Source organism: Streptomyces sp. NBC_00358, assembly GCF_036099295.1.
Lineage (GTDB): Bacteria > Actinomycetota > Actinomycetes > Streptomycetales > Streptomycetaceae > Streptomyces.
The window spans coordinates 7,632,077-7,650,163 of sequence record NZ_CP107976.1 but is presented as its reverse complement, the minus strand read 5'-3'; the positions used below and the strand labels follow the sequence as shown (position 1 = coordinate 7,650,163).

Genomic DNA, 18,087 nt, shown 5'->3' with positions numbered 1-18,087 from the left:
GGGGAGCGAGGGCGGCCGGTCAGCCGGCCCCCGGCACGGGGAGGCCGCAGGCGCGGCGGGCGCGGGAGAGCTGGTCCTCGGGTTCCCCGAAGACGCTCCACGGCATGCGGCAGGCGTACGGCCCCATGGCCATGAGGACCGCGCGCGCCTCGAACTCGCGCTGCGCCATGAACAGCGCGTGGGCCAGATACGCCAGGTCGAGCACCGGCGTGAAGCGGTATCCGGAGGCTTCCGGCAGCCAGTGCTGGTAGATCGCGAGCGCCGTGGAACGCCACTGCGGCTGCTCCCAGGTGCGGTCGACCAGCAGTTGCGAGGGGTTGTAGCTCTCCACCAGGGCCACCAGCGGCAGCAGCCGCAGCGACGAGGAGGCGGGGGCGCGCTGGCTCAGGAAGGCGGCGACGTCCCAGGCGGCGTTCACGGAGCCGCCGTACCGCGTGAAGAAGAACGCCAGGAACCGGTGGTGGCCCTCACGGTTCCACGGATCGAGGCGGAGGATGTGCGAGAACAGGCGCCAGGGGCCCGGCGGCTGGGTCAGCAGCCCCTGCGGGGCGGGGTCGCGCAGATCGTGCAGCCGGGCCATGGACAGCCGGGCGACCCAGGGGGTCGGATCGGCCCGGTCCATCACCGCGGCCCGGTCGCAGGCCGTCAGCGCAATGCGTTCCAGGGCCTCGGCCCGGTCGTCCTTGGCGTCGGCCGCGCGTAACGCCCGCAGCACCGCCACCCGGGACCACATCAGCGCGGCTTCAGGGGTCTGCTCCTCGGCCAGCCAGCGTTCGGCGAGGTCGGAGTCGGCGGCCTCGGAGGCGAGGACCAGGGAGCGATGGGCCCGTAATCCGAAGTCGCCGCCGGTCTCAGCCAGAGCTTCATGGGCGCTCAGATAACGGCCGGCCCGGACATCCATGCAGACGCTCGCGAGTCTGCGGTCGTCGGCCGCCGGATGCCACACATACTGCCCCTCGAATAACCCCGCGGCCATCTTCCCCTGTCCATCCCCGTACGACGCTTCGCCGTTGCGCAACAGGAACCCTACTCAGCATCATCGAGTACCGGAACGCCCTATCTGAAATACCTGGTTCCGCTGGGCGGGGAAATCTTGGAGCGGGCGCCCGAACGTCTTGAGGATTGTTCAATCAATGGTTCAATGCGGCACTACCCTGAACCCGTGGATCCGCTGTGAACAGCGCCTCGATAGAATGTTCCCCAGGACCATGCCCACCTCGCACCTCACTCCGGGAAACCCCATTCACGCCCTCGCCGCACGGCTGCGTCGGCTGCCGCCCTCCTGCGGTCCCGTCCGCCTGATCGGTGTGGACGGTCACGCCGGCTCCGGAAAGACCACGTTCGCCGGGGAGTTGGCGACGGTGCTGGACGGCGCGCCCGTCCTGCACCTCGACGACATCGCCACCCACGAGGAGCTCTTCGGCTGGACCGGGCGCCTGCTGAGCGAGGTGATCGAACCGCTCGGGCGCGGCGGGACGGCGCACTACGCCCCGTACGACTGGACCGCCCGGGAGTTCGGTCCGGTGCGTGAACTGCCGCCCGCGCCCGTGGTGCTGCTGGAGGGTGTCGGTGCGGGGCGCCGCGCGTTGCGCCCGTGGCTCGCGGGGCTCCTGTGGATGGAGTTGCCGCACGAGGAGGCATGGGCGCGAGGGCGACGACGGGACGGTGAGGCGCAGAGCGACTTCTGGGCCGGATGGGTCCACGCCGAGCGCCGGCACTTCACCGAGGACCCCACGCGGCCGTTCGCGGACCATGTGGTGCGGCAGTGTCCACAGGGGTACGAGGTGCTCCCGGGACCCGTTGAGGCGCCTGGACCGGACCAGTTCATCACTCAACGTGACGGACCATCCGCAGCGTGGTGAAGTTGTGAAGAGCCACTCCGGAGAAGTTGCCTCGGTCTCTCAACTCTGCTTGACCAGGGGGCCGTACAGGTCTTACGTTCTGAAGCAGCGGCCCTTCGGGAGCCGCCCGCAGTCGCGAAGCCCCCGGTTGTTCCCCCGTGATCGGGGGCTTCGTTCTGCCCACACCGGCTCTTTCCGGACGCCGCCCGGCGTGATTTGCTCACCCTGGGTCACCGCGCCCAGTGCGCCCCATCTGCTCCCACCTCGTGGAACGGGGTGTGCGGCACCCTTCGGCAGGCCCATGAACCGCAGGTACGATGCCTCTCGGTGCGACCTTCGGACGGCTGCTCTGCGCACCGCTTCAACTCCCGTCCGCGGCACAGTCGTTCGACCAGAGCTGCCGACGGGCACCTGCCCGGCGGCAAGGGGGGTGTCCTGATCCGCGAGGCACTTCCCGACCATCGGGGGCACGGTTTGTGGGGGACGTGATGGACTTCGGCACGCAGGGCCCCGAGGCCCCGGCCGACCTCGCCTGGCTGCGGGGTGTGGACGCCTACACGATGGGCGCCTATCCGCAGGCGGAGGAGGAGTTCCGCGCCGCGGTCCGGATGGACCCCGGTATGGCGGACGGCTGGCTCGGACTGCACGCGCTACGGGTGGACACGACGACCGCGCTGCTGCGGATGTTCCGGCACCGGGACCGCTTCGGCGAACAGCGCTCACGCCACCGGCGCACGCTCAACTCCTGGTACTGGCTGGGCTGGTGGGTTCAGCCGGTGCTGGAGAGCCCGCGCGACCTGCTGCTCGCGCACGCCTCGCACTGGCTCGACGGACGTCATGTCCCCGAACTGGACCGGGCGTTGGCCGGCCTGCCGCCGGTCGACGCGGACCACCAGGTGCGGTTCCTGCACGCCTGCCGCGCCTATCTGGTCAAGGACTGGGAGCAGTTGGTACGGCACACCGATCCGCTGATCAACGATGCCATGCTCGGCATAGAGGCCGGACTGTTCGGCGGCATGGCGCGGGTCCGGCTGGAGATGTTCGGGCAGGCCGAGCCGCTGCTGTCGTCCGCGCTGATGCGCTGCCGCAGCGAGCAGCCGCAGCGCAAGGAGTTGCGCTACTGGCTGGCCCGCGCCCACGAGGGCACCGGACGGTCTGCCGCCGCGCTGCCCCTGTACCGGGCGGTGCACCGGGTCGACCCCTCCTTCATGGACACCTCGGCGCGGCTCGCGGCCATCTCCGAGGGGGACGGGTACGACGACGCCGCCGCCGACCTCGCGGCCATCACACTCGCCGGGGTCGGGCAGGACGTGCTGGAGAGCCCGGACGGCATGGATCCGCTGTTCGGTGCCGAGGGACGTGACCTGAGGTTCTCGGAGCCCGATCCGTCGCCGCCCGGCGGGCTGCCGGCCCAGACGGACGGCTTCCGGGAGAAGGCGATGGTGCCGGTGCAGCCGATGCCCGCGGGACCGACCGACCCCGCCTTACTGGAGGAGGCGCTCGACGAACTGGAGCGCATGGTGGGTCTGGAGCCCGTGAAACGGCAGGTCAAGGCGCTGTCGGCGCAGTTGAACATGGCCAGGCTGCGCACCGGGCAGGGCCTCCCGGTGCAGCCACCCAAACGGCACTTCGTCTTCTCCGGGCCCTCGGGCACCGGCAAGACCACGGTGGCCCGCATCCTCGGCCGGGTCTTCTACGCGCTCGGGCTGCTCGGCGGGGACCATCTCGTCGAGGCCCAGCGAGCCGACCTGGTCGGCGAGTACCTCGGCCAGACCGCCGTGAAGGCCAACGAGCTGATCGACTCGGCCATCGGAGGCGTCCTGTTCGTGGACGAGGCGTACTCCCTGTCCAACTCCGGCTACGGCAAGGGCGACGCGTACGGCGACGAGGCCCTCCAGGTCCTGCTGAAGCGGGCCGAGGACAACCGCGACCACCTGGTGGTCATCCTGGCCGGCTACCCCGAGGGCATGGACCGGCTGCTCGCCGCCAACCCCGGTCTCTCCTCCCGCTTCACCAGCCGTGTGGACTTCCCCTCGTACCGCCCCCTCGAACTGACCTCCATCGGTGAGGTGCTGGCCGCCGAGAACGGCGACATCTGGGACGAGGAGGCGCTGGACGAACTGCGCTCGATCGCCGGACACGTCGTCGACCAGGGCTGGATCGACGAACTCGGCAACGGCCGCTTCCTGCGCACCCTGTACGAGAAGAGCTGCGCGTACCGCGATCTGCGGCTGTCGGGATACCCCGGCACACCCTCGCGCGACGACCTCTCCACCCTGCGGCTGCCCGACCTCATGCAGGCCTACGGGGAGGTCCTGTCGGGACGCGGACCGCAGGATCCGTCGGCGATGTGAGAAGGCCCCGGTCCCCCGGAACCGTACGACCGCCACCCGGTCCTACGGCCGCCGGCAGACCGGGGCCCACGCTCACGATCAGCTCGCCAGCGCCTCCTCGGGGGCCTGGCTGGGGCGCGGCTCCGCGACCCGTACGGGCGCGAGATTGCGGTGCGCCGGGTCCCGTACCTCACCGACCAGCAGTTCCAGTACGTCCTCAAGGGTGACCAGGCCCAGGACCTTCCCGGTCGCGTCGGCGACCTGGGCGAGGTGGGTGGCGGCGCGGCGCATCACGGTGAGGGCGTCGTCCAGGGGGAGTTCGGACCGCAGCGTGGTCATCGGGCGCCACATCTGCTGCGGGACCGCGCGCTCGGACTCCTCCAGGTCGAGGACGTCCTTCACATGCAGATAGCAGCCCATGAAGGCGCCGTTCTCCGCGACCACCGGGAACCGGGAGTACCCGGTGCGCGCGGTGAGCGCGACGACCTGGCCCGGGGTGACCGAGGGGTCGACGGTGACCAGCGAACCGCTGTCGAGCAGGACGTCGGTGACCGGCCGGGAACCGAGTTCCAGGGCGTCCTCGAGACGCTCCTGCTCCTCGGGGTCGAGAAGGCCCGCCTGTCCGGAGTCCTCGACCAGCCGGTTGAGCTGCTCGCTGGTGAAGACCGCCTCGACCTCGTCCCTGGGCTCGACCCGGAAGAGCTTCAGGATCAGCCGCGCGCAGGCGCCGAGGCCCACGGTGACCGGCCGGCACACCCGCGCGAAGGCGACCAGTCCGGGGCTGAGCCACAGGGCCGTCTTCTCGGGCGCGGCCATCGCCAGGTTCTTCGGGACCATCTCGCCGATGACGAGGTGGAAGAAGACGACGAGGGCGAGCGCGATCACGTAGCCGAGGGGGTGGATGACCCCGTCAGGCAGGCGGACCGCCGCGAAGAGCGGCTCCAGCAGCCGGGCGACGGTCGGCTCGGCGACCGCGCCGAGGGTCAGCGAGCACATGGTGATGCCGAACTGGGCGGCGGCCATCATCTGCGGGAGACGCTCCAGGCCGTACAGCACCTGCCGGGAACGTGCGGTACCCAGCGGTTCGATCTGGCTGCGCCGCACGGACACGAGCGCGAACTCCGCGCCGACGAAGAAGCCGTTGGCGAGCACCAGCAGGCCCGCGAACAGGAGTTGGAGCATGCTCATCGGACCGCCTCCGGGGCGAGCGCGGTCCGCACCAGGCGGACGCGTTCGGCACGGTAGTGCCCGACCTGCCGCACCGACAGGCGCCAGCCCGGGAGCTCGGCCTTGTCGCCGGGGGCCGGGATCCTGCCGAGCAGGTCGGCGACGAGGCCCGCCACGGTCTCGTACGGTCCCTCGGGTACGTCGAGGCCTATGCGCTGCAGGATGTCCACCCGGCAGCTGCCGTCGGCGTCCCAGGCGGGCCTGCCGTCCTCGGGAGGAGCGGCCGCGAGCTCGGGCGGTTCGCCCAGCACGTCGTCGTGTTCGTCGCGGACCTCGCCGACGAGTTCCTCGACGATGTCCTCCAGGGTGACCACACCGGCCGTGCCGCCGTACTCGTCGACGACGACGGCGATCGGCTGCTCACTGCGCAGCCGCTCCAGGAGGGGCTGCACGGGCAGCGTCTCCGGGACGAGCAGCGGTGTCTGGGCGATCCGGCCGACGGGGGTGCGCAGCCGGTCGCGCGAGGGGACCGCGAGGGCGTCCTTGAGGTGCACCATGCCGACGATCTCGTCGATCCGCTCCCGGTAGACGGGGAAGCGGGAGAGGCCGGTGGCGCGGGTGAGGTTGACCACGTCCTCGGCGGTCGCCGACGACTGGAGGGCGCTGACCTTCACCCGTGGGGTCATCACGTGCTGCGCGGTGAGGTCGGCGAGCGACATGGTGCGGACGAAGAGGTCCGCGGTGTCCTGCTCCAGCGCGCCCGCCCGGGCCGAGTGGCGGGCCAGGGAGACGAGTTCGCCGGGGGTACGGGCGGAGGCCAGTTCGTCGGCGGGTTCCACGCCCAGGGCGCGGACGAGCCGGTTGGCGACCGTGTTGAGGGCGGCGATCACCGGCCGGAAGAGGCGGGCGAAGACGTGTTGCGGGCCGGCGACGAACCGGGCGACCTGGAGCGGCTTGGACACCGCCCAGTTCTTGGGCACGAGTTCGCCGAGCACCATCTGGACGGCGGAGGCCACCAGCATGCCGGTCACCACCGCGATGCCGGGCACCGCGCCCGCGGGCAGCCCGATCGCGCCGAACGGGCCGTCCAGCAGCTCGGCCAGGGCCGGTTCGGCGAGCATGCCGACGACGAGGGAGGTGATGGTGATGCCGAGCTGGGTGCCGGAGAGCTGGAAGGACAGTTCCTTCAGCGACTCGACGACCGTGGCGGCGCGCTTGTCGCCTTCGGCCGCGGCCTTCTCGGCGTCGGGGCGCTCGACGGTGACGAGGCCGAACTCGGCCGCCACGAAGAATCCGTTGGCGAGGATCAGCAGGAACGCCGCGCCAAGGAGCAACAGGGGGATGGTCATGCCGCCGCCTCGCTATGTCGGAAGGGGGCGGCGCAGGTACTACAGGACGATCCGTCCATCGCTGGAGGGAGTCACTCCTCGGGTAGCAGGGGGCCTCTGAGGGCCGGAGCACATCGGAGGCGGAGGCGCGGTGAAAACGCCTCCGCCAACAGATTAATCAAGACATGGGCTCTCAGGGCAGGGTGGAAGGCCGAGAGTCAGCCCTGATGTTCGCCGCGGTGCCCGTCGGGCTCGCGGATGGCGTGGGCCAGGGTGAGCGCGCGCAGCGTCCGGGCGTCCTCGATGGCGCGCTGTTTGGCGATGCCCGGCTGGATGCCGAGGGCGGCCAGGCTGGTGCCGTCGCTGAGGTCGAGGAACACCCAGGGGTCGCCGGGACGCAGGTTGACCTGCACGATCTCCGCCCAGTCCAGGTGCCGGCGGCTCGCGATGTTGACGACGGTGACACCGCTCTCGTCGGCGACGACCTTGGGCCGCGAGAGCAGCAGGAGCACTCCGAAGAGCAGCGCCGCGGTGAAGATGAAGCTGAGCTTCTCCCCCGGGCCGAGTTGCTCCAGAAGCATCGCGACCGTGGTGATGACCACAAGGATCGAGGCACCCGCGGTGAGGAGCACGGCCCGGGTACGGGCGGGGCGGAAGGTTATCGGAAGGGGAGGAAGGTCAGACATGTCCGGAGGTCCCGTCAGAGCCGGCAGGCGTGGATCGCCGTGGTCAGGATGGCCCGCGCGCCGAGCGCGTACAGGTCGTCCATGATCCGCTGGGCCTCCTTGGAGGGGACCATGGCGCGGACGGCCACCCAGCCCTCGTTGTGCAGCGGCGAGATGGTCGGCGACTCCAGACCGGGAGTGAGCGCGACGGCCTTCTCCAGGTGCTCGGCGCGGCAGTCGTAGTCCATCATCACGTACGTCCGTGCGACCAGGACACCCTGGAGCCGGCGCAGGAACTGCTGCACCTTGGGCTCGGCGTCCTCGGTCAGGTCGGCTCCGACGCGGCGGATGACGATGGCCTCGGACTTCATGATCGGCTCGCCGAAGATCTCCAGGCCGGCGTTGCGCAGCGAGGTGCCCGTCTCGACGACGTCCGCGATGACCTCGGCCACACCGAGTTCGATGGCGGTCTCGACGGCGCCGTCGAGGTGCACGACGGAGGCGTCGATGCCGTGGTCGGCGAGGTGCTTGGCGACGATGCCCTCGTAGGAGGTGGCGACCGTCGTGCCGTTCAGGTCCGCGATGCCGTTCGCGGTGCCCGGCTTGGCGGCGAAGCGGAAGGTGGAGCGGGCGAAGCCGAGCGGGAGGATCTCCTCCGCGTTGGCTCCGGAGTCGATCAGGAGGTCGCGCCCGGTGATGCCGATGTCGAGCCGGCCGGACGAGACGTAGATGGCGATGTCGCGCGGGCGGAGGTAGAAGAACTCGACCTCGTTGGTCGGGTCGACGATCCGCAGTTCCTTGGCCTCCCGGCGCTGCTGGTAGCCGGCCTCATGCAGCATGTCCGCCGCAGGTCCTGAGAGGGAACCCTTGTTGGGGACGGCGATGCGCAGCATGAGGTCGGCTTCCTTTGCTCGAGGTTGTTCGGAGTGGGTCGGGACAGGTGGACGGGTCTCGGTGGGGGCGACGCGGAGATCGGCCCCTAGAGATGCGCGTACACGTCGTCGAGGGAGATCCCGCGCGCGACCATCATCACCTGGACGTGGTAGAGCAGCTGCGAGATCTCCTCGGCGGCGGCGTCCTTGCCCTCGTACTCGGCGGCCATCCAGACCTCTGCGGCCTCTTCGACGACCTTCTTGCCGATGGCGTGAACGCCCTTGCCCACCAGTTCGGCGGTGCGCGAAGTGGCGGGATCGCCCGTGGCGGCCTTGTGCTGGAGCTCGGTGAAGAGCTCCTCGAACGTCTTATTGGACATGGTGGTCCTCAGCCTACGCGCTCGGTGCCGTACCTCAGTGCCAGGGTTCGGATACTGAGCGGAGGGTGGCCGCCGTCGCCACCGCGGCCGTCACCGCCTCGTGCCCCTTGTCCTCGTTGGAGCCCTCGATGCCCGCGCGGTCCAGGGCCTGCTCCTCGGTGTCACAGGTCAGCACACCGAAGCCGATCGGGACGCCGGTGTCGATGGAGACCTGGGTGAGGCCCTGGGTGACGCCCTGGCACACATACTCGAAGTGGGGCGTTCCGCCGCGGATGACGACGCCGAGCGCGACGATCGCGTCGTAGCCGCGGCCCGCCAGGACCTTGGCCGCGACCGGCAGCTCGAAGCTTCCGGGGACCCGCAGCAGGGTCGGCTCGTCGATTCCCAGCTCGTGCAGGGCGCGCAGCGCGCCGTCGACGAGACCGTCCATCACCTTGTCGTGCCACTGTGCCGCGATGACCGCGACCCGCAGGTCGCCGCAGTTGCGTACGGACAGTTCGGGTGCACCCTTGCCGCTCACGTCTCTCCTTCAGTCCCGCTGTGCTGTGTTGCCGATTGTGCTTGTGCCGCCGGTACCGCCGGGTGGCCGGTACCGCCGTGTTGCCGGAAGTGCTGTGTCGCCGGAAGCTCCGTGCCCCGCCGGTGGTTCCGGTCGTGCGGTGTCACTGGCTCCCGCAGGCCGACACGGTGGTCGTGTCGAGCCAGGGCAGGTCGTGTCCCATCCGGTCCCGCTTGGTGCGCAGGTAGCGCAGGTTGTGCTCGCCCGCCTGGACGGGCATGGGCTCGCGCCGGACGACCCGCAGGCCGTGCCGGACGAGCGCGTCGGTCTTGTCGGGGTTGTTGGTCAGCAGACGCAGGCTGCGGACGCCGAGGTCCTCCAGGATCCGCGCGCTGGCGCCGTAGTCCCGGGCGTCGGCGGGCAGTCCGAGTTCCAGGTTGGCGTCGAGGGTGTCCCGGCCGCGCTCCTGGAGTTCGTACGCGCGGAGCTTGGAGAGCAGGCCGATGCCGCGACCCTCGTGGCCCCGCAGGTAGACCACGATGCCGCGGCCCTCGGTCTGGATGCGTTCCATGGAGGTCTGGAGCTGGGGGCCGCAGTCGCAGCGCTGCGAGTGGAAGACATCACCGGTGAGGCATTCGGAGTGGACGCGCACGAGGACGTCCTCGCCGTCGCCGATCTCGCCGTGGACCAGGGCGACGTGCTCGACCCCGTCGGCGGTGGAGCGGTAGCCGTACGCGGTGAACTCGCCGAAGGCGGTGGGGAGATGGACCTCGGCCTCGCGTCGGACCGTGGGTGCGGCCGGGGCCGCACCGGTCTCGCCCGAGGCCGTGAACTCGGTCGAGCGGCGGTAGGCGACCAGGTCCTCGATGGAGATGATCGTCAGGCCGTGCTTGCGGGCGAAGGGGATCAGCTCGGGCAGCCGCAGCATCCGGCCGTCCTCGCCGGCGATCTCGACGATCGCTCCGGCCGGGCGCAGTCCGGCCAGCCGGGCCAGGTCGACCGCGGCCTCGGTGTGGCCGTTGCGGGCCAGTACGCCGCCGGGCCGGGCGCGGAGCGGGAAGATGTGGCCGGGGCGCACGAAGTCGTCGGCGCCCGAGGTGCCGTCCGCGAGGAGGCGCAGGGTGGCGGCGCGGTCGGCGGCCGAGATACCGGTGGTCACCCCGTGCGCGGCGGACGCGTCCACCGACACCGTGAACGCCGTCTTCATCGACTCGGTGTTGTCGTCGACCATCTGCGGCAGGCGCAGCCGGTCGAGTTCGTCGCCCTCCATGGGCGCGCAGATCAGCCCGCGGCACTCGCTCATCATGAACGCGACGATCTCGGGGGTCGCCATCTCGGCGGCGACGACGAGGTCTCCCTCGTTCTCCCGGTCCTCGTCGTCGACGACCACGATGGGGCGGCCCGCCGCGATGTCGGCGATGGCCTGCTCGACGGGGTCGAGCGCGAAGTCCGAGGCATCTTGATCGTGCCCGGTGCTGTACCAAACCGGCGCCGTTGTCATGCCGGGGCTCCTTCCAGGACGGGCTGCCCGGCCTCGCGGGAGCGCAGCCACCAGTCGCGCAGGCCCCACAGGACGAGCGCGCCGTACAGGACGTAGACGAAACCGGAGAAGGCGTAGCCGTTGGCGAAGTTGAGCGGGACGCCCACCAGGTCGACCAGCAGCCAGGCGAACCAGAACTCGACCATGCCGCGGGCCTGCGCGTACATGGCGACGATCGTGCCGACGAAGATGTAGGCGTCGGGCCAGGGGTCCCAGGACAGCTTCGGGTACGCGTGGAACAGGGCGCTGACCGCGAGGGTGCCCACAGCCGCGGCGCCCGCCATGTACGCGCGCTCGCGCCAGGTGGCGAACCGTACGGAGACGCGCCCGTCCTCGCCCTCGCCGCGGTTCCACTGCCACCAGCCCCACAGGGCCACGGCGATGACCACGACCTGCTTGCCGGCGCTGCCGGTGAGGTGGCCGAAGAACGCCACGAAGAGGACGAGGCCGGAGAGGAGCTGGACCGGCCAGCTCCACACGGAGCGCCGCCAGCCGAGCGCGAGGGCGATCAGGCCGATCACGTTGCCGATCATGTCCGACCACATGATGTGCTGGTCGAGCAGGACGAAGGCCTCGGAGTTGAGCCAGTTCACTGCCCGGCCCCCTGGACTCCGGGCAGACCGGTGGGCTGCTCGCCGCGGGCGCCGAGCAGCCGCTCGACGTACTTGGCGATGACGTCGACCTCGAGGTTGACCGGGTCGCCGGGCTGCTTGCGGCCCAGTGTGGTCAGGTCGAGGGTGGTGGGGATGAGGCTGACCGTGAAGTAGTCGGGACCGGCGTCCACGACGGTGAGGCTGATGCCGTCGACCGTGATGGAGCCCTTCTCGACCACATAGCGCGAAAGGTCGGCGGGCAGCGAGATCTTGACGATCTCCCAGTTGTCGGACGGCTTGCGCTCGATGACCGCGCCGGTGCCGTCGACGTGTCCCTGCACGATGTGACCGCCGAGGCGCTCACCCACGGCCATGGGCCGTTCCAGGTTGACGCGGGAGCCCACGGTGAGGACGCCGAGGCTGGAGCGGTTCAGGGTCTCGGCCATGACGTCGGCCGTGAACTCGTCGCCCTCGTGCTCGACGACGGTGAGACAGACTCCGTTGACGGCGATGGAGTCGCCGTGCTGCGCGCCCTGCGTGACGACGGGGCCACGCAGCCGGAAACGCGAGGCGTCGTCGAGCGTCTCGACGGCGGTGACCTCACCCAGCTCTTCGACGATTCCGGTGAACACTTCCCGGGTCCTCCTGCCTCATAGGGCACGGACTCCGGGGCTGTCGATGACGACAGAATGAGCGAACAGCAGCAACCGGGAGCGACGCCGAAAGGTCACTCGTCCCTCAGGACGAGGAGCGACAAACGGCAGCACGCACAGATGCCCGCCCGCCGCGCACTGCCTCCCATCCGGACTTTAACCGTCGGTCCAGGAATTTCACCTGGTCAACCGGCCGCTGGAAGCGGCCGGGTCGCGGACTGTAACCGCCGGTTCGGAATTACACCGACCCCGGAGTGCGCTGCTTCTGGTACAGGGCCAGTGTGCCACGCCCGGCCGACGGCCATGCGGCCGCACCTCTGTGGGGTGGCTCACAACCGATCGGCCTGGACTTCCACGGAGCGGCTTCGCCGGTCAACCCCCGTCGCGGGGCGCGGCCTTGGGCCTTGTCGCGCGGTGGCACGACCCGGCCCCACAATTGGTCCATACCTATTGACGCTATGGTCTAGTCCTCTTAGTGTCCTCGATCAAGACTGCGTGATCGTTCATCGCCGGTCCCCCCACGATCGACCCGGCGGCGGTGACGAAGGCCCTTGCCCCGCCGCCGGGTCCCCCAGCCGCACGGGCGGACCGCCGGACCCCCCGCGCCGCCGGAACCCGTGCGCTCCGCGGGCCCACGGCCTCCGCGAGGCCAAAGGCGTGGCGACGACCCCAACGCCGGCTCCGGGCCGTGTCGCCCGCGCCCGTGCGAGGCGCGAACCTGAACCCGTACAGGACAGGGAAGTGAGCCCACGCGGAACGAGGACATCGCCCCGCTCGGCGTGTCGTCACCTCCGCGGGGGCTCTCCGGTCTCCAGTGGTGAAGGGTGCTCCGGCCGGGAGCGTCCGGGCGTCGAAAGGACTGAACCCCATGACCAGGATCCTGGTGACCGGCGGTACCGGAACCCTCGGCCGGCTCGTCACCGAGCGGCTGCGGGCCGACGGGCACGAGGTGCGGGTGCTCAGCCGGCACGCGCAGGTGTACGCCGTCGATCTGCGCGAGGGCGGTATCGGCCTGGATGCGGCCGTCACAGGGGTGGACGCGATCGTGCACTGCGCGACCTCACCCCGGGGAGGCGACGAGCGGGCGGCCGAGCGACTGATCGCGGCCGCGCGCCGGGCGGCCGTCCCGCATCTGGTCTACATCTCGATCGTCGGCGTGGACCGGGTCCCGTTCGGCTACTACAAGAGCAAGTGGGCCGTGGAGAAGCTGATCGAGGGGTCCGGGATCGGCTGGACGATCCTGCGCGCCACCCAGTTCCACGACCTCGTCGCCCAGGTCCTCGCGGGGCTCGCGAAGCTGCCCGTACTGATCCTCCCCGCCGGGATCTCCGACCAGCCGATCGAGGTCGCCGAGGTCGCCGACCGGCTGGCCCAACTGGCGGCCGGTGCGCCCGCGGGGCGCGTCGAGGACATGGGCGGGCCCCAGGTGCGCACGTTCCGTTCACTGGCCGCCGCCCACCTGCGCGCCACCGGGAAGCGGCGCCCGCTGCTGGACGTACCTCTGGCGGGCAAGGCCTACCGGGCGTTCCGGGAGGGCCACCACCTCACCCCGGGGCACGCCGTGGGCAACGGAACGTTCGAGGACTTCCTGCGAGCGCGCTCCCAGAACCCGCGCTGAACGCGCGCCGCCCTCGGGGAGGCCGTACGACGGCGGGGATCTCGGCGGGGTCCTCGACGCCGGCCGGCCGGCGGGGACCTACCGCGACGACGGCGGGGCGAACAGTTCGTCCTGTGCGCCGTCGCGCGCGGTCAGCAGGGCGCCGCGCAGCACCGCGCCGCCGCCCAGCGTGCTCGCGCGCACCTCGGTCGGGAGCGGTGACATACGGACGAGCCGCCGCTCGACCCGTGCGGCGAGCGCGGCGCCGCCGGCCCGGCCGACCTCGCCGCCGAGGACCACGCAGCCGGGGTCCAGAACGGCGATGACGGAGGCCGCCCCGATGGCCAGGCGGTCGGCGAGGGCGTCGAGGAAGCCGTCGGCGGCCGCCGGGCCGGAGGTCGCCAGCGCCTTGCGCACCAGCGCCGCAGCGTGCGGTTCATAGCCCTCGGGCCGCGCCTGGACCCCGTGCTGCGCGGCCAGCTCCGCGATCGCCGCGGACCCGACCAGCGAGTGGAAGCCGCCCCCGCAGTCGGTCGCCGAGGGGAGGGACGTGGTGCCGGGCACGGGCAGGAAGCCGATCTCCCCGGTGCCTCCGGAGGCGCCGCGGCGCAGGGCGCCGTCGAGGACGACGGCGGCGCCGGTGCCGTGACCGAGCCACAGCAGGACGAAGGTGTCGCGGTCGCGGGCGACACCGTCGCGCTGTTCGGCGAGGGCGGCGAGGTTGGTCTCGTTCTCGACGAGGACGCGGGCCTCGGGGAGCCGTTCCTGGAGGGCGGCGACCAGCCGCCGGTGCCAGGCGGGCAGGCCCGAGGAGTCGCGGAGTTCGCCGGTGGCCGGGTCGATCAGGCCCGGCGCGCCGATGCCGACGGTGTGCAGCCCGCCCCACCCGCGGACCCGTGCGGGCGAGGGCCCTGCCCCGCGGACCCCGGCCGCCTTCGCCACCCGCTCGACCAGCGCGACCGCCTGTTCCACCGCGGGTCCGGTCCCGGTGTCCCCGCCGATCGGCACGGACTCCTCGGCCAGGACGTGACCGACCAGGTCGGAGACGACGACGGAGACTCCCTCCGTACGGACGTCGAGCGCGGCCAGATGGGCGCGGTCCGCGACGATCCCGTAGACCCGGGCGTTCGGGCCGCGCCGCTGCTCCCCCGATTCCCCGACGACCGTGACGAGACCGGAGGCCGTGAGGCGTTCGACGAGGTCCGCGACGGTCGGCCGGGACAGTCCGGTGAGCTGCTTCAACCGCCCTGCCGTCAACGGGCCCTCCTGCTGCAACAGCCGCAGGGCGAGCCGGTCGTTGATGGCCCGTGCGGTGCTCGGGGATGCGGGCATGCCGGGAATCCTCCCAGATCGGCGGGGCCGTCCGGCGGGCGGGCGGCCGACAGTTGTCTATCTATCAGGCAGGGTTCCTGATAGTTTACGGCGGCGGAACGGGGAACCATCACACGGGGAGGGGCAGGAGCATGAGTGAAGTGGTCTACGACCAGCGCGAGGTGAAGCGCGCCCGGTACGCCGTGGCGGCCGTGTTCGCCGTGCACGGCGCCGTCACCGGGTCCTTCGCGACTCGCGTGCCGTGGATCCAGGACCATGCGTCGGTCAGCGCGGGGCAGCTCGGGTTCGCCCTCGCCTTCACCGCGCTCGGCGCGTCCTGCTCGATGCCGCTGGCCGGCCGGATCACCCACCGCTTCGGCAGCCGTACGGCGCTGCGCGGGCTCATGGCCCTGTGGACGCTGGCGCTGGTCCTGCCGTCCCTCGCGCCGAACCTGCTCACCCTGTGCATCGCGATGTTCGTCTACGGCGCCACGGCGGGGATGGCGGATGTCGCCATGAACGCGCTGGGTGTCGAGGTCGAGAACCGGCTCGACAAGTCGATCATGTCCGGGCTGCACGGCATGTGGAGCGCCGGCGCCCTGATCGGCGCCGCGGCCGGCACGCTCGCCGCCCAACTGGGGACGGACGCGCGCCTGCACCACGTTCTGGCCGCGGCGACCCTCACGCTCGTCGGTCTCGCCGCCTGTCGCTGGGTGCTCGATCTGCGGCCCGCCGAGGACGAGGAGCCGCCGCCGCGTTTCGCGCTGCCGCCCCGGTCGGCGCTACTCATCGGCACGGTCGGCTTCTGCGCGGTGTTCGCGGAGGGCGCGAGCCTGGACTGGTCGGCGGTCTACCTGCGCGACCAGTTGGACACCTCGGCCGGTCTCGCCGCCGCCTCGACCACCGGCTTCATGCTGACCATGGCGGTGGCCCGGCTGGTCGGCGACTCGGTGGTGAACCGATTCGGCGCCGTACGCACCGTGCGGGCGGGTGGTGTGCTGGCCGTGCTCGGCGGACTGCTGATCGTCGTCGCGGAGCATCCGGCGGTGGCGATGTGCGGTTTCGCGCTGCTCGGCCTCGGTATCGCGGTCGTCGTCCCGCTCTGCTTCGCGGCGGCCGGACGCAGCGGCCCGAACCCCAGTCAGGCCATCGCGGGCGTCGCGACCATCACGTACACGTCGGGGCTGATCGCGCCGAGCCTGATCGGGTCGGTGGCCCAGGCGACGAGCCTGATGGTGTCGTTCGGGCTGGTCACGGTCCTGGCGTTCGGGCTCACCGCGCTCGCGGGTGTGCTGCGCGCGGGGGACCGCAACCGTCCGAAGGTCAGTCCCGCGACCGCAGCAGTTCCTGGCCCACGGCCCTGAACCGGTCGCTCCACGGCGTCGGGCGCAGCGTCCCGGCGTCGAGCCGGACGAGCACCCTGGTTCCGTGCGCGTAGGTGACCGCACCGTCGAGGGAGCAGAAGCGGAAACCGTACGTGAGTCCGGTGTTCCCGAGCCGTTCCAGCCACAGGTGGACGGCGTACGCGCCGGGGCGGCTGACCGGTGCCTCATAGGTGATCCGCAGTTCCTTGACGGCGTTGCACGAGTCGCCCGCCGCCTCCCAGTCCCCCTCGAAGCCGAAGCCGCGCTCGTTCCACAGCGTGGTCCAGGCGCGCTCGACCATGAGCGGGTAGCGGGCGTTGTGCAGCAGGCCGAGCGCGTCGAGGTCGTCGAAGTGGACGGTGACGGGCAGGAGCCGTCCGTACGGGAGGGCGGGGGCGACGGGGGCTTCGGCGGTCACGGGCGGGGCTCCTGGGACGTAAGGCGTGCGGACGGGACAAGCGTGGCTGAAACGCCACCCCCATCCTAAGCAAACGCTCAGGAGCCCTCTCCGGGAGGGATCAGCCGGTGATCGAGTCGAGCTGCTCGGCGGCCGGCCGCAGTTCCCACAGATCGCCGCCGGGCGGTGCTTCGAGCCCCGGCACGGCGGCCCGCGCCGCCCGGTCCCCGGCGTCGGCCGCCGCGTGCACGACGTCGCTCGCCGCGAACCGGTGGAACTCCAGCTCGGGACGGTTCCACGGCTCCGCGCCCGTCGCCGCGGGCAGCAGGTAGTCGACCGCCTTGAACAGGCTCTGGCCGTCCGGCCCTTGGTACGACCAGAGGTCCACGCCGACATGCCGGCCGATGGCCGCGAGCCGGGTGTGGGCGACCAGGTCGAAGGTGGAGTAGTGCCAGCTGCGGGTGCGGGCCAGTTCCTGGGGCTGGCTTCCGTCGGCGGCGATCTGCGGGTCGATGCGCAGGGCGCGCGCGGCGAGCACGGTCCGCCGGGCGAGGGCCAGGTCGCCGGTGGCGTACGCGAGGGCGGCGAGCTGCAGGTCGTAGAAGGTGCCGTGGTTGTTCGCGGCGGCTCCCTCCTCCTTGCCGAAGGCGCTGTCCGTCAGCCAGTCGCGGAAACCGGTGTTCCAGTCGAGCATCGCCGCCCGGTCGCGCCGGGACCAGCCGGGGGCGCCGGTGTCCAGGACGGCGATCGCGTCGAGGACGCTCGTGTACGACTGCGAGAAGTCGATGACGCCGATGGCCCGTCCGTCGTACTTGCAGGGGATGAACTGGCCGTGGTCCAGGTTCGGGTTCATCCTCGTGGCCGGGTCCAGGAACCAGGTGCGCAGGACCTCGGAGGCCTTTTCCGCGTACCGCTTCCTGCCGGTGTAGTACCAGGCGAGCGCGAGGTCGTACGTCGAGTCGAAGACCTTCTCGACGTCCTGGCGGTCGGTGCCGGTGTCCACCTCGGGGTTGCGCTGCCCGTCTCGCTGGACGTAGGGGCAGCCCCAGGGGTTGTCGGCGGTGGCCGGCCGCGAGGGCCACCAGTACGGGGCCTGGCTGAGGTAGTCGTGAACATCGCCGCCGGGGGCGGGCTTCGGCTTGTCGACGACCGTCCAGGGGCCCTGGTCCAGCCAGTTGTCGGCGCGGGCCGTCAACTCCCGCAGCGGTCGGGCGAGTCGGCGGTCCCCGTGGTCCAGGCGGACGCGGGTCCGCCGGAGCCGGCCGCCGTCGAGGACCACGGTCCCCGGGACCCCGGACGCGGCGCGGGGCGACGACGCCGGGGCGAGGAGGGACGCGGCGCGAGGCGGCGCCGGAGCGACGGCCACCGGGGCGGTACGGGCGGACGCCGACGGAACGAGGACGGAGGCGAGGGCGACGGTGGCCGCCGCGAACGCCACGCCCAGTCTGGATCGTGCACTCACGGAACACTCCGATCAGACATATGAACGATGTTCATGAGTAGGACCGTGTGAGCGTAGGGCGGCTGTTCAACCGTGACAATGGTCC

17 protein-coding genes and 1 riboswitch are annotated in these 18,087 nt (G+C 71.4%); of the genes, 4 read left to right on the top strand and 13 right to left on the bottom strand.

The window, feature by feature from the left end; translation table 11 throughout:
• Nucleotides 1-19: 19 nt before the first annotated feature.
• Nucleotides 20-976 (bottom strand): hypothetical protein, encoded by a 957-nt coding sequence (locus tag OHT01_RS32740; protein WP_328556707.1) that lies wholly within the window; start codon nucleotides 974-976, stop codon nucleotides 20-22.
• A 232-nt stretch (nucleotides 977-1,208) separates the two neighbouring features.
• Between OHT01_RS32740 and OHT01_RS32735 the strand changes: the two genes are divergently transcribed.
• A complete protein-coding gene (locus tag OHT01_RS32735) occupies nucleotides 1,209-1,862 on the top strand; it encodes a uridine kinase family protein (RefSeq protein WP_328556706.1) in 654 nt (217 codons plus the stop codon).
• Between the two features lie 467 nt (nucleotides 1,863-2,329).
• Nucleotides 2,330-4,195, top strand: coding sequence for an AAA family ATPase (locus OHT01_RS32730; protein WP_328556705.1), 1,866 nt, complete (start codon nucleotides 2,330-2,332; stop codon nucleotides 4,193-4,195).
• Between the two features lie 78 nt (nucleotides 4,196-4,273).
• On the opposite strand, the gene OHT01_RS32725 is transcribed toward OHT01_RS32730, so the two are convergent.
• The 9 genes from OHT01_RS32725 to OHT01_RS32685 form a co-directional block, all read right to left on the bottom strand.
• Nucleotides 4,274-5,362: a hemolysin family protein gene (locus tag OHT01_RS32725; protein WP_328556704.1), complete on the bottom strand. Its 1,089-nt coding sequence runs from the start codon at nucleotides 5,360-5,362 to the stop codon at nucleotides 4,274-4,276.
• On the bottom strand, nucleotides 5,359-6,690 hold the full coding sequence (locus OHT01_RS32720) for a hemolysin family protein (protein WP_328556703.1): 1,332 nt from the start codon (nucleotides 6,688-6,690) through the stop codon (nucleotides 5,359-5,361). Before OHT01_RS32720 ends, OHT01_RS32725 begins: the two co-directional genes overlap by 4 nt.
• Nucleotides 6,691-6,887: 197 nt before the next feature.
• Complete coding sequence (locus OHT01_RS32715; RefSeq protein ID WP_328556702.1) at nucleotides 6,888-7,355, bottom strand: PH domain-containing protein; 468 nt, start codon at nucleotides 7,353-7,355, stop codon at nucleotides 6,888-6,890.
• Between the two features lie 14 nt (nucleotides 7,356-7,369).
• On the bottom strand, nucleotides 7,370-8,227 hold the full coding sequence (gene hisG, locus OHT01_RS32710) for an ATP phosphoribosyltransferase (protein ID WP_328556701.1): 858 nt from the start codon (nucleotides 8,225-8,227) through the stop codon (nucleotides 7,370-7,372).
• An 86-nt stretch (nucleotides 8,228-8,313) separates the two neighbouring features.
• Nucleotides 8,314-8,586, bottom strand: a complete 273-nt coding sequence (locus OHT01_RS32705; protein ID WP_030038616.1) for a phosphoribosyl-ATP diphosphatase — start codon at nucleotides 8,584-8,586, stop codon at nucleotides 8,314-8,316.
• 34 nt (nucleotides 8,587-8,620) lie between these two features.
• On the bottom strand, nucleotides 8,621-9,106 hold the full coding sequence (ribH, locus tag OHT01_RS32700; protein ID WP_328556700.1) for a 6,7-dimethyl-8-ribityllumazine synthase: 486 nt from the start codon (nucleotides 9,104-9,106) through the stop codon (nucleotides 8,621-8,623).
• A gap of 142 nt (nucleotides 9,107-9,248) precedes the next feature.
• On the bottom strand, nucleotides 9,249-10,586 hold the full coding sequence (locus OHT01_RS32695; protein WP_328556699.1) for a bifunctional 3,4-dihydroxy-2-butanone-4-phosphate synthase/GTP cyclohydrolase II: 1,338 nt from the start codon (nucleotides 10,584-10,586) through the stop codon (nucleotides 9,249-9,251).
• Entirely contained in the window at nucleotides 10,583-11,218 is a 636-nt protein-coding gene (locus OHT01_RS32690; RefSeq protein WP_328556698.1) for a nicotinamide mononucleotide transporter family protein, read from the bottom strand. Before OHT01_RS32690 ends, OHT01_RS32695 begins: the two co-directional genes overlap by 4 nt.
• Complete coding sequence (locus tag OHT01_RS32685) at nucleotides 11,215-11,850, bottom strand: riboflavin synthase (protein WP_328556697.1); 636 nt, start codon at nucleotides 11,848-11,850, stop codon at nucleotides 11,215-11,217. Before OHT01_RS32685 ends, OHT01_RS32690 begins: the two co-directional genes overlap by 4 nt.
• A 152-nt stretch (nucleotides 11,851-12,002) precedes the next feature.
• Nucleotides 12,003-12,133, bottom strand: a riboswitch (FMN riboswitch).
• A gap of 606 nt (nucleotides 12,134-12,739) precedes the next feature.
• Between OHT01_RS32685 and OHT01_RS32680 the strand changes: the two genes are divergently transcribed.
• Nucleotides 12,740-13,489 (top strand): SDR family oxidoreductase, encoded by a 750-nt coding sequence (locus OHT01_RS32680; protein ID WP_328556696.1) that lies wholly within the window; start codon nucleotides 12,740-12,742, stop codon nucleotides 13,487-13,489.
• A 78-nt stretch (nucleotides 13,490-13,567) separates the two neighbouring features.
• Here the strand turns inward: OHT01_RS32680 and OHT01_RS32675 are convergent, their stop codons facing one another.
• Nucleotides 13,568-14,800, bottom strand: coding sequence for an ROK family transcriptional regulator (locus tag OHT01_RS32675; RefSeq protein ID WP_328556695.1), 1,233 nt, complete (start codon nucleotides 14,798-14,800; stop codon nucleotides 13,568-13,570).
• Nucleotides 14,801-14,931: 131 nt separating this feature from the next.
• On the opposite strand from OHT01_RS32675, the gene OHT01_RS32670 reads away from it, so the two are divergent.
• On the top strand, nucleotides 14,932-16,143 hold the full coding sequence (locus OHT01_RS32670) for an MFS transporter (protein WP_328556694.1): 1,212 nt from the start codon (nucleotides 14,932-14,934) through the stop codon (nucleotides 16,141-16,143).
• Here the strand turns inward: OHT01_RS32670 and OHT01_RS32665 are convergent.
• Together OHT01_RS32665 and OHT01_RS32660 are read right to left on the bottom strand one after the other, a co-directional pair.
• Complete coding sequence (locus OHT01_RS32665; protein ID WP_328556693.1) at nucleotides 16,103-16,561, bottom strand: acyl-CoA thioesterase; 459 nt, start codon at nucleotides 16,559-16,561, stop codon at nucleotides 16,103-16,105. The genes OHT01_RS32670 and OHT01_RS32665 overlap by 41 nt on opposite strands.
• Nucleotides 16,562-16,661: 100 nt before the next feature.
• Nucleotides 16,662-18,002 carry an alginate lyase family protein gene (locus tag OHT01_RS32660; RefSeq protein WP_328556692.1) on the bottom strand — a complete coding sequence of 447 codons (1,341 nt, stop codon included), beginning with the start codon at nucleotides 18,000-18,002 and terminating at the stop codon, nucleotides 16,662-16,664.
• Nucleotides 18,003-18,087: the final 85 nt, after the last annotated feature.

Bases quoted from the DNA above. Each gene is read 5' to 3' on its own strand.
- OHT01_RS32740 (WP_328556707.1), bottom strand. From the start codon at position 976: ATGGCCGCGGGGTTATTCGAGGGGCAGTATGTGTGGCATCCGGCGGCC.
- OHT01_RS32735 (WP_328556706.1), top strand. From the start codon at position 1,209: ATGCCCACCTCGCACCTCACTCCGGGAAACCCCATTCACGCCCTCGCC.
- OHT01_RS32730 (WP_328556705.1), top strand. From the start codon at position 2,330: ATGGACTTCGGCACGCAGGGCCCCGAGGCCCCGGCCGACCTCGCCTGG.
- OHT01_RS32725 (WP_328556704.1), bottom strand. From the start codon at position 5,362: ATGAGCATGCTCCAACTCCTGTTCGCGGGCCTGCTGGTGCTCGCCAAC.
- OHT01_RS32720 (WP_328556703.1), bottom strand. From the start codon at position 6,690: ATGACCATCCCCCTGTTGCTCCTTGGCGCGGCGTTCCTGCTGATCCTC.
- OHT01_RS32715 (WP_328556702.1), bottom strand. From the start codon at position 7,355: ATGTCTGACCTTCCTCCCCTTCCGATAACCTTCCGCCCCGCCCGTACC.
- hisG (WP_328556701.1), bottom strand. From the start codon at position 8,227: ATGCTGCGCATCGCCGTCCCCAACAAGGGTTCCCTCTCAGGACCTGCG.
- OHT01_RS32705 (WP_030038616.1), bottom strand. From the start codon at position 8,586: ATGTCCAATAAGACGTTCGAGGAGCTCTTCACCGAGCTCCAGCACAAG.
- OHT01_RS32695 (WP_328556699.1), bottom strand. From the start codon at position 10,586: ATGACAACGGCGCCGGTTTGGTACAGCACCGGGCACGATCAAGATGCC.
- OHT01_RS32680 (WP_328556696.1), top strand. From the start codon at position 12,740: ATGACCAGGATCCTGGTGACCGGCGGTACCGGAACCCTCGGCCGGCTC.
- OHT01_RS32675 (WP_328556695.1), bottom strand. From the start codon at position 14,800: ATGCCCGCATCCCCGAGCACCGCACGGGCCATCAACGACCGGCTCGCC.
- OHT01_RS32670 (WP_328556694.1), top strand. From the start codon at position 14,932: ATGAGTGAAGTGGTCTACGACCAGCGCGAGGTGAAGCGCGCCCGGTAC.